This window comes from Coriobacteriia bacterium (assembly GCA_018368455.1).
In the GTDB taxonomy this organism is placed as follows: Bacteria; Actinomycetota; Coriobacteriia; order Coriobacteriales; family UMGS124; genus JAGZEG01.
On record JAGZEG010000011.1, the window covers coordinates 100223 to 115763 of the forward strand.

The following is a 15541-nucleotide window of genomic DNA, read 5'->3' on the forward strand; positions in this document are numbered from 1 at the left end:
CCATATGAAACCCTTGCGCGACGCCCGCGTAGAAGACCGCTCGCACGACCTCGCGTCGGCCGCCTCTGACATCGAGCGTGAGAGCCTGCGCATCATCCGTTCAGAGCTGGGCTCGCGGCTGGATCGGCTCGATCCACTCGTCGCCCCCATCGTGTTGCGCGCCATCCACACGACGGCGGACTTCTCCTACGCCGATACACTGACGTTTTCGCCGAGCCCGCAGGTTGTGGCACATGCGCTCGACGCTCTGGCAACTGGCGGCGTCACGATCCTGACGGATACGAACATGGGGTTGGCCGGTATCAGCAAGCCGTCTCTTGCGCGCCTCGGCTGCACGGTGCGGTGCTTCATGGCGGATGCCGACGTCGCCGCGGCAGCTCGTGCCAACGCCACGACGCGTGCGGTGGCGAGCATGGACAAGGCGTGCGGCATCGAGGGCCCGCTCATCATCGCCGTGGGCAACGCCCCTACTGCCCTATTGCGTGTCAACGAGCTGCGCCGCGAGGGCCGGCTTGACCCCCTGCTCGTCATAGGCGTTCCCGTGGGCTTTGTCCACGTTGTCGAAAGCAAGGAGGAGCTGCTGGCAAGCGGGGCCCCCTGTATCGTCGCACGCGGACGCAAGGGCGGCTCGAATGTCGCCGCCGCCATCGTGAACGCGCTGCTCTACATGCTGACGCGCCCGGGTGCCGACCCGCGGAAAGCCTGCACGGGGGAGCTTCGATGAGGGACTTGCACAACGCGCGGCTCGCCCTGTTTGCGGGCACGACGGAGGGGCACGAGCTCTGCCGGTTGCTCAGCACTGCCGGAAGGCGGGCGACGGCCTTTGTCGCGACCGAGTACGGTGCCGAGCTGCTGCAAGACCTTCCGGGCATCGATGTCCGCGCTGGCCGCCTTTCCGAGGCCGCCATGGAGGAGGTGCTGGCCGGGGGCTTCGACGTCGTCATCGACGCGACGCACCCGTATGCCGCCGAGGCCAGCGCTAACATCCGCGCGGCGGCGGAGCACGATGGCGTTCGGTACCTGCGTCTGCTGCGCCCTTCCTCGCGCGAAGACGCTGAGAGCGGGGCACCTTTCGACGACGCAAGCGCCCGTATCGTCGAAGTCACTGACGCCGCGGCTGCCGTGCGCTTTCTCGCGAGAACCGAGGGACGTGTCTTGCTCACGACCGGCAGCAAGGACCTTCCGACGTTTGCGACACTGCCCGACTTCGTCGCGAGGCTCTATGCGCGCATCCTGCCCGACCCGGCCGCGCTCGCGCGTGCGAGGGAGCTGGGCTTTGCGCCGGCGCACCTCATCTGCATGCAGGGCCCGTTTCCTCGCGAGATGAACGTCGCGACGCTGCGCATGGTCGGCGCCCACTGGATGGTCACGAAGGATGCGGGCGCCCCTGGCGGCATGCCTGCCAAAATAGAAGCGGCCCGGGAGGCGGGCGTGGGACTCGTCGTCCTTGCCCGTCCTCCCGAGCCGGGAGTCACCTATACGTTCGAGCAGGTTTGCGCTGCCCTCGGCCTCGCTTAGTGATCGGCCACGAGCGTCTCAGCGGCGAGCTTGCCGAACACGACCGTGTCGACGATGGCATTGCCACCGAGGCGGTTGCCACCGTGCGTGCCGCCCGTAATCTCGCCGGCTGCGTACAGGCCGTCGATGGCGGCGCCGGACTCGTCGAGCACGTGCGCCTCGGTGTCGATCGTCACGCCGCCCATCGTGTGGTGGATGCACGCCTGGCGCGGCGTAGCAACCCACGGACCGTTCTCGAGCTTCGTGCTGAACAGCGCACGCCCGAGCGGGTCGTTGCCGGAGTCTACGATGGCGTTGAAGTCGTCGACGGTTGCCTGCAGCGTGGCCGGGTCCATGCCGAGCTTGCCGGCCAGGCCCTCGAGCGTGTCATCCCAGACGATGTAGCCGTTCTGCTCGAGGTACTCGAACGTGAAGCCGTCGTCGCTGCGCCACTCGGGATCGTGGATGTCCTTGTAGCCGGCGCCGTCGCCCGACTCGAGGAAGTAGAACATCTTGTCAGGCTGCTCGAACACGGCGAGGCAAATCTGGTCGCGACGGCCGTCTTCCTGCACGAAGCGCTCACCGTTCTTGTTGATGAAGATGACCTGGTCCGTGCCGCTCAGCACGCGCGTCGGGTACTTCGTCATGTGGCCGTCAACCGTGTTGCCGAGGTAGAGCAGCTGGATCTGGTCCATGTCCGTCAGCGACGCCTCTGCGCCCTGAGCCATTGCGATGCCGTCGCCCTGGGAGCAGCTGAAGCGGTTCGTCGTCATGACGTCGGAGAGGTCAGGCCACTTGCCGGCAGTATTGTTCTCCTGCACCATCTTGCCATTGGCAGAGAAGCCGCCCGTCGACAGCACGACGCCGTCGGTGGCGCTCACCGTGAACGACTCGCCGTTGTGGTTGCCCTTCGCGACGACGCCGACGACCTTGCCGTCCTCTACGACGAGCTCGGTGGCCGTGGCCTCGGTGAACACGGTGATCTGATCGGAGAGCTCGGCGAGCTGCGTGCCGTACGTGCTGATGAGGCCCGTGCCCATACGCATCAGCGGCGAGTGCGTGCGCTGCCACAGCGCTCCGGCGGCCTGAGCGATAGTGTCGCTGGACTCCCAACCGATGTCCTTAAGCCAGTTGAGGCCGTCGTACGCGCTGTACGTGAGTACCTTGACGAGCTCAGGGTTGGCCACCATGTCTCCGTTGATCCACGTCTGGAGGGCGTACCACTCCTTCGTGTCGAACAGGTCGGTGCGGCCGGAGGCCTTGTACTCCTCCCACTGCTCCTTGACGGGAGCCTGCATCTCCTCAAGAACCTTCTGCTTATCAGGGTCGTCGCTCGTCTTTGCGAGGGCGTCTTCGACAACAGCCTTCAGCGAGTCGCCCATGTCGACTTTGGACTGCAACGCTTCGTCAGGAGAGTTGTAGACGCCGCCGGAAACGAGCGTGTCGCCGCCACACGAGCCGTTCTTCTCGATGATGGCGACCGTCTTGCCCTGTTGGGCTGCCACGATGGCCGCCACGAGGCCGGCGCCGCCGCCACCGACGACCACGACGTCAGCCGAGGTGTCCTCATAGCTGGGATAGCTGACCTCTGCGGCGAAGTCGTCGGGGTTGCCGCCGGCCTGCTTGATGCAGTCGGACACGGCGTTGAGGATGACGACAGACGTGATGGTGGCGCCCGTCACCATGTCGACGGCGAGCGACTGGTTCTCGACGATGAGGCCAGGAAGGAGGTCGACCGGCGTGGTGCCCGTCGACGTCACGACGGCGCCCGTCTTGTCGAGCAGCTGGCCACCGATGCCGGGCGTCTCGGCGTTCTCGCCGACCTGGATGTCGGCGATGGCGCCACCCTCGATGACGACTGTGACCGTCACGTCGCCGTTCATGCCCTGCTGCGTGGACTCATACGTGCCGTCGGTGAGGCTGGCTGCAGCGTCGGCGGCCGAGGAGGCCTTGTCTGAAGCAAAGGCATTGCGAGCGCCGAGCGTGAACAGAGGCGCTGCCACCGCCGTGGCGAGCATGCCGCCAACGACCTGACGGCGGGAGAGCGACGGGGCGAGTGCTGCGAACTTTCGATCCATGGAAAACCCCTTACTTCGTGGTACCAACGGATACGAAACAAGAGGCACCACCCCTACCGCTGCGTGGGCAGGAGCGGTGCGGCATAACGTTCATAGCACCTTGAGGGGGTGAGACATGGCTTACTGGAGGGTGAAAGCCGGCAAGAGGGATGGCGAAAAGTTTGCTGAAACAAAAGTTAGAAGACGTATTGACAGCTTTGCACGAGCTACGAAGTACGCCTGTATGCGCCTGTCAATACAGATACAGCGTGTTCGGTAACGTGCTCCCACGAGAGGTCGCTCGTGTCGCAGGAGCGCGCCGGCATCGCGATTGCGGTGCGCAGCGCGTCGGCGAGGCGTTGCTCGAACGTGGGCAGGTCTTCGGCGAGCGGCTCGTCGACGCTGACCATGCGCGGCGGCTCGACCCAGGTGACGTCAGCGGTGGGCAGGCTTGCCTCCATCCAGGGGCGGATGCCGGGCAGGTCGGTCATGACGACCTTGCACCCGCAGGCGAGCGCCTCGATCGTCACGAGCGGTAGCCCCTCGAAAAACGAGGGCAGCACGAAGACGTCGGAGCTTCGGTACGCCGTTGCAAGCTCCGTTTGGGGGAGCTTGCCGAGCAGTTCGACAGGCCAGCGACAGGCCTTCGCCCGCGCGACGATGGCCTCGTATTCGCTCTCGTCGCCGCTGTGCCCGCCAGCCATGCGCAGCCGCAGGCCTGTGCAACCCTGTGGCAGGTCGTCCGGGCCGATGAGGTCGAGGGCCTCGAGCAGGCTCGCCACGCCCTTCTTGCGCCAGATCTTTCCGGCGTATACGAGCTCGACGGGGCGAGGTGCCGGTGCGGGCTCTGTCTTGCCGTGGAACACCTGCGCGTTGTAGCCGGTTCCGATGACGTGCACGCAGGCGGGGTCGATGCCGTACGTTGCCACGATGTCGCGCGCCTGCGCCTCGTGAAGGGCAAGCACGACGTCCATGTTCCTCATGGCTGCAATGATGCGCTCACGCTCAAGACCGTGCTGGCCCATCTGGCGTAGGTCGGTCGAGTGACAGACGACGCCCATCGGGACGTTTGGCGCAAGCTCACGGGCGAGCGTCGCCACGACGTAGAGGTGGTGACAGATGACGATATCGGGTTTGAACTGCTGCAGCGCCGTGCTGAGCACGCGTGTGAACGCTGCCTCGAACTGGGCGAGCATCTCAGGCGTGAGGTCGCGGTAGCGCGTCGAGGGGTAGGGCATGCTGTCCGACATGCCGCACACGCAAAACGGGAGCTCGGGCGTCTCGAAGCGCGCGGGATACAGCGCGGTGCTCGCCGGCAGGGTCGTCACCTCGTCGTCGCGTGCCAGCCCGCAGACGACGGCTGTCTCGTGGCCGGCCGCATCCTGGCAGCGCACCATCTCGGCCAGGTAGACGCCGCTGCCTGTGCTGTCGGGCTTCTGCGCTGTGACGTTGAGAATTCTCATGTGTTGGCTTTCTCTGCGGGGGCGACTTTTCTATCGAGAAACAGTATAGGTGGCCGTTCAGGCATTCGATGCCAAGCTTGTACAAACTCTCTACAGCTGTGAACGTTCGAGGTGAGCCAGTGGTAGGCGTGCCGTGCGGCTTGACCTGTCCGGCTGCCGGCCATACGGTGCAGTGCATATCACGGGTACACATGTGGAGCAGAAGGAGGTGCGCGGCATGGACGTCATATTCTTCGAGATTGTCCGAGCCTATCGTCGGGCTCGCCGCGCGCGCCTGTATATCGCCAACCCCGCTCTCGCGCCCGAGCGTGCTGCGCGTTTTGAGTGTCCCACGTCCCTCTCTACGATGCTCATCTGATTACGTCTTATGTCGCGTGACATGGCGGTATGCGACATAAGACGTATAAACGCATCGGGTATGAGAGGAACGAACGTTCATCATGGCACGTAAACAATCGCAAAGGGAAACAGCTGCCGCAACGAAGAGGAAGGCTCCCGCGTCTCAAGGCGCCTCTGCCATTCCCGCGCCGGGCGGAGAGATCAGTGGAGCTTCTATCGCCATCGTCGCTGTCGTGACGCTTGGCGCATTCGTTGCCCTGCTCAACCAGACGATTATGTCCCCGGCGCTGCCAGGGCTTATGCGTGACTTCGGCATCAACGCCGGTGACGCCCAGTGGGTCACGAGCATCTACATGCTTGTTTCCGGCATCATGGTTCCGGTTTCGGGCTATCTCATCGATAAGTTCTCTACGCGCAAGCTATTCTTTGCATCGATGGGCGCGTTCATCGTCGGCACGCTGCTGTGTGCCGCCACCCCTGCCTACCTCATCCTTCTCCTGGGGCGTGTGCTGCAGGCGGCCGGTTCGGGCGTGTTGTTGCCCCTAGTTGCCACCGTGCCTCTGCTCGTGTTCCCGCCTGAAAAGCGCGGTACAGCCATGGGCGTCGCCGGCATCGTCATGGCGGCTGGCCCCGCCGTGGGTCCCGTCGTGGGAGGCATGATCATCGACTCAATGGGCTGGCGGCCCATGTTTCTCATGATCGCACCGCTCGCAGCCCTCATCCTTGTGCTGGGCCTGTGCATGCTCAGAAACGTCGGTACGCTCAGTGACCCGGGTTTTGACATCCTGTCCGTCGTGCTGTCCACCGTCGCGTTTGGCTGTATGCTTTACGGCTTTTCGAGTGCCTCGAACATGGGCTGGAGCAGCCCGGTCGTCATTGTCTGCATTGTGCTGGGCATCGCTGCGCTCGTCATGTTTGTTGTGCGCCAGCGCAGGCTTGCCGAGCCTCTGCTGCGCCTAGAAGCCCTGGCGACGAAGGACTTCCTTGTGGCGGCCATCGTCGTGACGCTCATCAACGCGGCGGTCTCCGTCACCAATGTCACTCTGCCCATCTTCCTACAGAACGTTCTGGGCGTCTCGGCTGCCACGACGGGTATGGTCATGCTGCCTGCGGCGGCCGTAGGCATTGTGTTGAGCCCGGTTGCCGGCGTGTTGTTCGACCGCCGCGGGCCACGCGGATTGGCCGTGGTCGGCCTGATCGTCATGACGCTCGGCCTGTTCATGCTCTCGCGTGTCAACGCTCAGACGACCGTCATCTATGTCGCGGTGTTCTGCATGGTGCAGGCCATCGGCCAGGGCCTGGCGAACATGCCGGTGAACACCTGGGGCGTCAACTCGCTGCCCAATGACCTCATCGCTCACGGCAATGCCATTGCTAACACGGGCCGGCAGGTGTTTGGCGCCATCAGCACGGCCATCATCGTGACGGTCATGACGTCGGTTACAGCGAGCAATGCAGCGCTTGGTGACGCGGCAGCTCAGGGCGCGGGCATCAGCGCGTCCTACCTGGTGTGCGCAGCTATTTCGTTCGTGACGCTGCTCGTATGCATTTTCTTTGTGCGTCCGACGCACCATAGGGCGGCCGCTCCTGCTAAAAAATAGGAGGCTTTGGTCACGCCACAACTATATTGTGACTCCGTTCGGGTGCCGTCCGCTTTCTTTGAGAACGGACGGCACCCGCCTCTGTTTCACCCCTGGGCACGGTATCGTTGTACAACCTCTGTAACGCAAGACGTACAACAAGAAAGCGAGCGGTACCTTCATGGCAGCACTGACTGGCGCCCAGATCAAGCAGCTTCGCGGCATGGCCCACGAGCTCAAGCCCGTCCTCATGGTCGGCAAGGGCAACATCACGACCGACGTCGTGGCCCGTGCCAACGAAGTTCTCGAGGCGCGCGAACTTATCAAGTGCTCCGTGCTTGACACGAGCGAGCTCGACGTGCGCGAGGCTGCCGAGGATCTGGCGAGCCGCTCTGGCGCCCAGGTCGTGCAGATCATCGGGCACAAGTTCGTGCTGTACCGTGCCTCGCATCGCCGTGACATCAAGCGCATCGAACTCGTGTAGCATTTTGCCCTCTGAGCAGGCGTTTTAACATCCATCCCAGGAAATGGGTGATGCTCCTGCAAGGCCCAGTGACCATGATGGTGTCCAGGTGCGTGCCGTAAGGGGCGGCGCGCCAAAGGAAAGGGGACACCTATGGCTGAGCTTACGCGCAGGACGTTCGTAGGGACGGGCGCTCTCGGTCTGGCCGCCGTTGCGGCGGGAAGCATGGCGATGACGGCTCAGGCGGCTGAGAGCTCTGCCGCCAAGGACGTCGCTGACGCCTATGACGTCATCGTTGTTGGCGCGGGCGGCTCCGGCCTCTGCGCCGCCCTCGAGGCGTGCGACGCTGGCGCTTCCGTGCTCGTGCTCGAGAAGGGCACGGTCACGGGTGGCACGACGTCCGTCTCGCAGGGCCTCATCGGCGGCTACGATACGTACATCCAGAAGGAACAGGGCGTCGAGCTCACGTATCAGGAGATGTACGACAACCTGGCCGCCAACGCCTCATATCGCCTCGACCCCGAGCTCATGGGCATCACGATCGAGCAGTCCGGCCCGTCCATCGACTGGCTACACGAGCGCGCTGACGTTCCGTTCCAGCCCGAGGCCGTCGTCGGCTACGGCCCGCTCACGATGATGCACATCGTCGACGGCGCCGGCGCCGCCTTGACGGACGCGCTGACGAAGGCCGTCGAGGCGTCGGGCATTCCGATCCTGCTTGAGACGACCGTCACGTCCATCGTCATGGAGGACGGCGCCGTCGCGGGCGTCGTGGCCAAGGGTGCTGACGGCGTCGAGAAGACGTACAGCTGCGCGGGGCTCGTCATCGCCACGGGCGGCTACTCGATGAACGTCGATCTGGCGGCTCGCTTCACGCCTGAGGTCGCAGGCACGATGGGCATCGGCCATCCCTGCGCAACGGGCGACGGCATCATCATGGCTGCCAACGCCGGCGCGTGCACGAGCCACACCGACTCCATGATGTGCGTGCTCAAGGACTACACCATCATGACGGAGGGCACGCCCACCTCTGCTGCAGCCGATGTGCACGGCTTCACGTCGCTGCCGAACATGATCATGGTTGGCAGCGCTGGCACGCGCTTCTACAACGAGGGTGCCAAGGGCTACATGAGCCAGGATCTCAACCGCCCCGTGTTTGACCAGATGCACAAGGACGGCCTGGGCTACGTGTGGATGGTCTCCGACAAGGCCGCCATCGACGCGACGGAGGGCAAGACGAAGCGCGGCGAGGACCGCGAGTACGCAACCGGCGACACGCCCGAGGCGCTGGCCGAGGCCATGGGCGTCGACGCCGCCGGCCTTGCCGCGACGATCGAGGCGTACAACGCCGCCGTCGATACGGGCTTCGACGCAGAGTTTGGCCGCGTGCCCACGCAGAAGCTCGAGCCGCCGTTCTTCGCCCTGCCCGTGACGCCGTGCTCCATCATCACGTACGGCGGCATCCTGCGCGACAAGGACAGCCAGGTCCTTCGCGCTGACGGTGAGAAGATCCCCGGCATGTTCTGCTGCGGCGAGACGAGCTGCAACTCCGCGTTCATGGGCTTCACGATCTCGAACGCCGTCACGTGGGGCCGCATCGCTGGCGCCGGCGCCGCAAAGGCCGCGGGCAAGTAAAACTTCTGATACCTAGCGCGACGGGGTGGCATGCCTGAGGGGATGCCACCCCTTCTTATGAAGAGCGTTGGCAGATGCGACGGTTTTCGCGGGCGTCCCTCGTTTCAGGTGATCACGGCGTGAACGTGGCCTGGGATAATCGTAAACGGTCTGCAAAGCCTTCGCTTCACAGCATGGAGGGAACGACCGAAGACGTATGCTGTGCAGGCGAGGGCCGATGCCCGATCCGCGCAGGTGATGCCCCCCGTGTCGCCGGGTGCGCGGGCGCTTCGTTTTAACCAACAGAAAGGGATGCGCAATGACTGCAGTTTCCAGGCGTGAGTTTGTGGCGGGTGCCGTTGCTGCCTTCGTGGCTCTTGGCGTGCTGCCCCTGACGGGCATGGCTGCCGAGGCCTCCTCTGCCAAGGACGTTGCCAAGGCGAGCTCCGGCGCTGCGGACGCCCAGCCTCTGCCTGACCTGCCCATCGACGAGTCCAAGAAGCTGACGGTCCAGTTCGTCCCCACGAATAACGACGGCTCCATGCAGGCCAAGGCCAAGCCGTTCGCCGAGTACCTCTCCAAGAAGCTCGGCATGAGCGTCGAGGTTACGCTTGCCACCGACTACTCCACCATCGTCGAGGCCATGGCCTCCGAGCAGGTTGACCTCGGCATCATGCCGCCGGCCGCCTACGTGCAGGCGCGCAACATGGGCGTCGCCAAGGCCCTGCTGACCTCCGAGCTCGGCGCGTATGACCGCGAGACGGGCAAGCCGATCGACGGCCAGCTCACGGGCTCGTTCAAGGGCGAGGTGCTCGTGAAGGCCGACAGCGGCCTCGAGAAGCTCGAGGATCTCAAGGGCAAGAAGATCGCCACGCTGTCGCCCAACTCCGCGAGCGGTTACATCTACCCCGTCGCCGAGATGAAGAAGCTCGGCATCGACCCCGTTGTCGACTGCACGCTCACGACGGTCAACGACATCCCCTCCGAGATGACGGCTGTGCTCAACGGCCAGCAGGACGCCTGCTTCGTCTTCGAGGGAGCGCGCAACGTCTTCGGCGGCAAGTTCGCCGACCAGGACCTGTATGCCGAGCTCAAGGTGCTCTACCTTACGGAGGGCGACATCCCCAACGACGCCATCGCCGTGCTGCCCGGCATGGACGAGGCCCAGCAGGGGGCCATCAAGAACGTGTTCCTGCACATGAGCCTCGACACCGAGGGCGCCGACGCCATGGCCATGTGGAGCCACAAGGGCTACACCGAGGCCGACGAGGCCGCCTACGACACGATGCAGGAGTACATCGACCTCGCTTCTGAGTAAGCCGCGGGCGGGAACTTCGCACATCTCGTTGTTCGCAGGTGCCCCGGTCGCCTTTTGTGCAGGCGGTCGGGGCACTCCTTATGTCTCCCGTCTCAGAGAGGCTCACATGATCGAGTTCAAGGACGTATCGAAAGTCTATCCAAACGGGACGCGTGGCCTCGACCACATCAACCTGACGATCGGGGACGGCGAGTTCGTCTCCATCATCGGCCTCTCAGGGGCCGGTAAGTCGACGCTGCTGCGTTCCATCAACCGCCTCATTGACATCACCGAGGGTGACATCGCGGTGAACGGCACGTCCATCACGAAGGCCGATCGCAAGCAACTTCGTCGCATTCGCAGCGACATTGGCATGATCGCCCAGCACTTCAACCTCGTGAAGCGCTCGACCGTGCAACGCAACGTGCTGTCGGGCCGCCTGGGCCACTACTCCACGCTGCGCTCCATTTTCGGCCTGTTCACGAAGGAAGACTACGAGAACACCGTTAAGGCGCTGGCAACGGTGGGCCTCTCCGACAAGCTGCACTCTCGTAGCGACGAGCTCTCGGGCGGCCAGCAGCAGCGCGTGTGCATCGCGCGCGCCCTCGTGCAGCGGGCGAGCGTCATCCTGGCTGACGAGCCCGTCGCCTCGCTCGATCCCGTGACGACGCGCACCGTCCTAGGCGACCTGCGGCGCATCAACCGCGAGGAGGGCAAGACCGTCGTCGTCAACATCCACTCTGTCGAGCTGGCGCGCTCGTACTCGACGCGCATCATCGCGCTCAAGGCGGGCAGCGTCGTGTTTGACGGCACGCCTGCCGAGCTGACGGACGACATGCTGACGCAGGTGTACGGGACGTCCGCTGCTGAGCTGCGCGCCGCCGACAACGCCGCGTCCGACGCGCGCTCATAGGGGCGGGGATCGCCATGAAGATCAGCGAGACCGTCCACTTCGACTGGTATAAGAAAGCGTTCACGCTTGCAGTGCTGCTGCTTCTAGCGTGGGCGAGTGCCGTGGCGACCGACGCCAATCTGTCCGACGTCGTGGCAGGCGCCCCACAGGCTGGCGTGTTTCTCTCCAAGTTCTTGCAGCCCGACTTTTCGTATGTGCCCAAGCTCATCGACCCGATGATCAAGACGATTCAGATGTCCGTGCTCGGCACGGTTGTCGGCGTGGTCGTCGCTGTCCCGCTCGCGTTTCTTGCCACGACGACCGTCACGCATAACAAGGCGCTCACGTGGGTGTTTCGCGTCATCCTCGACATCATTCGTACTATCCCCACGCTGCTCCTGGCTGCGCTGGCCGTTGCCATCCTGGGCATCGGTGAGTTCACGGGCGTCGTCACCATCGCGATATTCACGCTTGGCATCGTGAGTCAGCTCGTGTTCGAGGCGGTCGAGTCCGTTGACGAGGCACCGATCGAGGCGGCTATCGCCGTGGGCGCCAACAGGCTGCAAGTGGCCGTGTGGGCGATATTCCCGCAGGTCATGAGCCAGATTGCCAGCTATACGTTCTATGCGTTCGAAATAAACGTGCGCGCGTCGACCGTGCTTGGTTACGTGGGCGCCGGCGGTATCGGCACCATCTTGAACTCGCAGCTCGGCCTGTTCCGCTATGACCGTGTGAGCGTCGTCATCCTCATGATCCTCGTCGTCGTCATCGTCGTCGACTTTCTGAGCGAGCTGGTTCGAAGGAGGCTCAAGTGAGTGGGCATAGCGTTCTGCTCCAGCGCGTCCGCCGCATCGTCATCGCCGTTCTCGTTGTGGCGATCGTCGTGTGGTCGGCGGCCGGCCTGGACTACTCGAGCCTCGGATCGTTCTCGGCGTCGCTTGCCGGCAGCGTGTTTGCGGGGCTAGCCCAGCCCGACTGGGCGTACTTCTACGACGGCAGTGGCGAGGACGTTTTCAGCCTGCTGCTGCTGACGATCGGCATTGCTTTTCTCGGCACGGCCATCGCGTGCGTGCTGGCGTTCCCCGTCACGCTGCTTGCGAGCAACGTGCTGTGGAAGCATCCTGTCGTGCCGCGCGTGTTCAAGTTCGTGCTCAACGTGCTGCGCGCGTTTCCCGAGCTCATCTACGCCATCATCTTCGTGAAGGTCGTGGGGCCCGGCCCGTTTGCCGGCGTGCTCGCCATCGGTGTGCACCAGATCGGCATGCTGGGCAAGTTGTGGTGCGAGGAGATGGAGGCGATGAGTGACGAGCCGGTCGAGGCCGTGCGTGCCGTGGGCGGCAACTTCTGGCAGGCCATGTTCTTCGCGCGCATCCCACACCTGATGCCCATCTGGAGCTCCATCGCGCTCAACCACTTCGAGATCGCTGTGCGTTCGGCGGCGACGCTGGGCCTCGTCGGGGCAGGCGGCATCGGTGCTCCGCTTATTTTTGCCATTCAGGCTCGTAACTGGGCGACGGTGAGTATCATCCTGCTGTCCGTTATCGTGGCCGTGTTCGTCATCGACTTCGTGGGCGGGGCCATCCGCAAGCGTCTGAAGTAGCGTCTCTGGACGCCGGGGTTTGGGCTTCTTAGTGCCCCGCCTTTGCCTTCCTCGTGCTTGTCTGTGCGGGAGATTTGTCCAAGACGGCCCCGAATCTGCGCACAGGTGCAGGCTCGGGGCCGTCTCTGCTTTGCATGCCCGACAGGGGAGGTCTTCTCATGGTACGCGTGCTTCACATCTCCGATACGCACTTTCTGCGCTCATACGAGGGACGCGGCGGCGCTGACGCAGCGAACGCCTCGGCATACGACCGCATGCTCTGCGCGATGGGCGACATAACCGGTGCGCTGAGCGAAGCGCTGTCGAGGGGGTGCGCAGGGGGAGTAGACCTCATCGTGCTTACCGGTGACCTCACTGATGACGGTGACGAGGGCGACTACCGGGCGCTGCGCCGCTCTTTTGACGCCGCACTTGCCGACGCGGGGGCGGTGGGCACGCCCGTGCTCGTGACGCCAGGCAACCACGACCACGTTGCCGCCCTGCGCGCAGGCTGGTATGGCCAGGTGGTTCCGGCATCCGAGTTGCCGTTTGCTCCGCAGGTCGAGGTCGTGGGCGGCGTGGCGTTCGTGACGTTTGACTCCGCGCGCTTTGGTTATGCGGACGGGTTCGTGGATGACGGGCGTGTCGAAGCGCTCGACGGCGTTCTTTCGAAACTGCCGAAGGGGACGCCCATCGTGCTGGCGACGCACCATCACCTCGACCCGGGCCAGTTCGCCACGCCGGCTGTCGACGCTCCCGACGCGCTGTGGGACTGTCTGGCCGCGCATGGCGTGCGCACGATCCTCACGGGTCACACGCACCATCAGGCGCGCGGCTTTGTGCACGGCATCCCGTATTACACGGCCGACGGGCTGTCATTCCAAGGTGATAACCTCTATGGCCGCTCCGGCGTCGGCTTCACGCGGGCCTGGGGATTCAATCGCTACGAGGTGGCTGCCGACGGTAGGGTGAGCCATGTCGAGACTCACACGTTCAGCGATGGCAGTTCTATCGGCGAGGTTATCTTTTCCCGATAGGGCGGGGTCACCAGAAGCTCGGTATGGTGGCCGTCTGGGGCACTTATGCACGGAACCGAACCTTGTCAATGCCTCCACGTCATCACCAAATATCGGTTAGCCGTCTGGATTGCCTGGCAGCTTGACGCCTCTACCTGCGGGTTTGCTGGGGTGCAAAATGCACCTATCCCTTTTGTGTGGCGCCCTCCATGATGAGATCAGCTGGCGCGTCAAGGGGGCGCGCCGATATGCGTAAGGAGGCACACGTATGGCTACCACATGCACCCGTAGGAATCTCATCAAGGGGGCGGCGCTGGGGACCGCCGCCCTGGGCTTTGCGGCTATTCCGCCGGTTGTCATGGCATCCGAGGCCGGAGACGCCGGCTTTGACACGACGGTCGACTTCCTCGTTGTCGGCTATGGCCTGGCCGGCGAGGCCGCTGCCCTCGAGGCAAGCGACATCGATCCCGACGCCAAGATCCTCGTCATCGAGAAGCTTGACGAGGCCCAGGCCGGCGGCAACTCCATCGCGTCTGGCCAGACGGTCATCTGCCCGAACCCCGATGACATCGACACGTTCAAGCGCTACATGGCGGCGTGCTTTGAGCCGAACCCCATCCCCGAGGAGTACCTCGACTGGCTGTGCAACGAGTTCGCGACGCAGACGGGCTGGATCCAGGGAACGGTCTCGCCGGTCGACTACGAGATCGGCTACGTTGGCGGCGGCCCCCTCATTTGGGGCAAGCTCGTGACCGAGTTCCCCGACCTCGACGGCTCCAGCTTCTCCGGCTGCTCGGGCCACGTGCGCGCTGCCGGCACGACGTTCGAGTACGGTGGCGTGTGGCGCGGCTTCCACCTCGCCTGCGAAGCACGCCCCAACATCGAGGTGCAGTACGAGGTCGCGTTCAAGAACGTCATCATCGACGAGGACGGCCGCGTCGTCGGCATCCTTGTCGATGACAAGGGCACTGAGAAGAAGATCAAGGCCGAGAAGGGCGTCGTACTCGCCTGCGGCGGCTACGAGAACAACCTGCAGATGCAGCGCGACTTCCACGGCATGGACATGGTGTACACCGGCGGCACGCCGGGCAACACCGGCGACGCCATCCAGGTACTCATGGGCCTGGGCGCCGAGATCTGGCACATGCGCAACCAGACGCAGTCCGGCGGTTTCTGGCTGGGCATCAAGGTACCGGACTACGAGAGCACGTTCATGCGCAACTTCACGATGGCTGCCGGCTCGTGGATCGAGGTTGACGCCGAGACGCAGCGCTTCTACAACGAGGCCGGCTCGTACCACCGCCAGCACATGAAGTACAAGCAGTACGGCCACTACGTTGACCTGCCGCACGACCGCGCCCTGCCCGTCGACCTCATCTTTGACGAGAAGACGCGCACGGCCGGCCCCATCGTCACGATGTGGCTGTCCTGGCCCATCACGACGCTCGGCTACACGTGGTCCGACGACAACTCCGTCGAGATCGAGAAGGGCTGGATCACGAAGGCCGACACGATCGAGGAGCTTGCCGAGGCCCTCGGCCGCGACCCCGAGGCGCTCAAGGCTACGATTGACGCCTACAACGAGGGCGTCGCCAGCGGCACCGACGCGTTCGGCCGCGACCCCGAGACGATGGCCGCCATCGATACGCCACCGTACTACGCCGTTGCCATCACACCGACGCTCGTGGGCACGACCGGCGGTGCAAAGCGCGACACGGGCTCGCGTGTCCTGCGCTGGGACGGC

14 protein-coding genes are annotated in these 15541 nt (G+C 64.3%); 12 read left to right on the forward strand and 2 right to left on the reverse strand.

Going from position 1 to position 15541, the window contains the following annotated elements; all coding sequences use genetic code 11:
• The first annotated feature begins 4 nt into the window (after positions 1–4).
• Complete coding sequence (locus KHZ24_08420) at positions 5–724, forward strand: precorrin-8X methylmutase (protein ID MBS5451217.1); 720 nt, start codon at positions 5–7, stop codon at positions 722–724.
• On the forward strand, positions 721–1518 hold the full coding sequence (cobK, locus tag KHZ24_08425; protein ID MBS5451218.1) for a precorrin-6A reductase: 798 nt from the start codon (positions 721–723) through the stop codon (positions 1516–1518). The genes KHZ24_08420 and cobK overlap by 4 nt, the downstream gene beginning before the upstream one ends.
• On the opposite strand, the gene KHZ24_08430 is transcribed toward cobK, so the two are convergent.
• Both KHZ24_08430 and KHZ24_08435 read right to left on the reverse strand, forming a co-directional pair.
• The gene (locus tag KHZ24_08430; protein ID MBS5451219.1) at positions 1515–3515 is read right to left on the reverse strand and encodes an FAD-dependent oxidoreductase; all 2001 of its coding nucleotides are present in this window, start codon (positions 3513–3515) and stop codon (positions 1515–1517) included. The two genes, cobK and KHZ24_08430, sit on opposite strands and share 4 nt — an antisense overlap.
• Positions 3516–3781: 266 nt before the next feature.
• Positions 3782–5017: a glycosyltransferase family 4 protein gene (locus tag KHZ24_08435; protein MBS5451220.1), complete on the reverse strand. Its 1236-nt coding sequence runs from the start codon at positions 5015–5017 to the stop codon at positions 3782–3784.
• Between the two features lie 217 nt (positions 5018–5234).
• Here KHZ24_08435 and KHZ24_08440 point away from each other — a divergent pair, with 217 nt between their 5' ends.
• The 10 genes from KHZ24_08440 to KHZ24_08485 form a co-directional block, all read left to right on the forward strand.
• Positions 5235–5375 (forward strand): hypothetical protein, encoded by a 141-nt coding sequence (locus tag KHZ24_08440; protein MBS5451221.1) that lies wholly within the window; start codon positions 5235–5237, stop codon positions 5373–5375.
• A gap of 82 nt (positions 5376–5457) precedes the next feature.
• On the forward strand, positions 5458–6957 hold the full coding sequence (locus KHZ24_08445; protein MBS5451222.1) for a multidrug efflux MFS transporter: 1500 nt from the start codon (positions 5458–5460) through the stop codon (positions 6955–6957).
• 160 nt (positions 6958–7117) lie between these two features.
• Positions 7118–7420: a ribosome assembly RNA-binding protein YhbY gene (gene yhbY, locus KHZ24_08450; GenBank protein ID MBS5451223.1), complete on the forward strand. Its 303-nt coding sequence runs from the start codon at positions 7118–7120 to the stop codon at positions 7418–7420.
• 132 nt (positions 7421–7552) lie between these two features.
• Positions 7553–9034, forward strand: a complete 1482-nt coding sequence (locus KHZ24_08455) for an FAD-dependent oxidoreductase (protein ID MBS5451224.1) — start codon at positions 7553–7555, stop codon at positions 9032–9034.
• Between the two features lie 379 nt (positions 9035–9413).
• Positions 9414–10331 (forward strand): phosphate/phosphite/phosphonate ABC transporter substrate-binding protein, encoded by a 918-nt coding sequence (locus KHZ24_08460; protein MBS5451225.1) that lies wholly within the window; start codon positions 9414–9416, stop codon positions 10329–10331.
• Between the two features lie 106 nt (positions 10332–10437).
• Positions 10438–11223 (forward strand): phosphonate ABC transporter ATP-binding protein, encoded by a 786-nt coding sequence (gene phnC, locus KHZ24_08465; protein MBS5451226.1) that lies wholly within the window; start codon positions 10438–10440, stop codon positions 11221–11223.
• A gap of 14 nt (positions 11224–11237) precedes the next feature.
• Entirely contained in the window at positions 11238–12017 is a 780-nt protein-coding gene (gene phnE, locus KHZ24_08470; GenBank protein MBS5451227.1) for a phosphonate ABC transporter, permease protein PhnE, read from the forward strand.
• Positions 12014–12802, forward strand: a complete 789-nt coding sequence (phnE, locus tag KHZ24_08475; protein MBS5451228.1) for a phosphonate ABC transporter, permease protein PhnE — start codon at positions 12014–12016, stop codon at positions 12800–12802. Before phnE (KHZ24_08470) ends, phnE (KHZ24_08475) begins: the two co-directional genes overlap by 4 nt.
• 158 nt (positions 12803–12960) lie before the next feature.
• Positions 12961–13818, forward strand: coding sequence for a metallophosphoesterase (locus tag KHZ24_08480; GenBank protein ID MBS5451229.1), 858 nt, complete (start codon positions 12961–12963; stop codon positions 13816–13818).
• A gap of 247 nt (positions 13819–14065) precedes the next feature.
• Positions 14066–15541, forward strand: a 1476-nt coding sequence (locus tag KHZ24_08485) for an FAD-binding protein (protein ID MBS5451230.1), incomplete at its 3' end; no start/stop codon positions are given.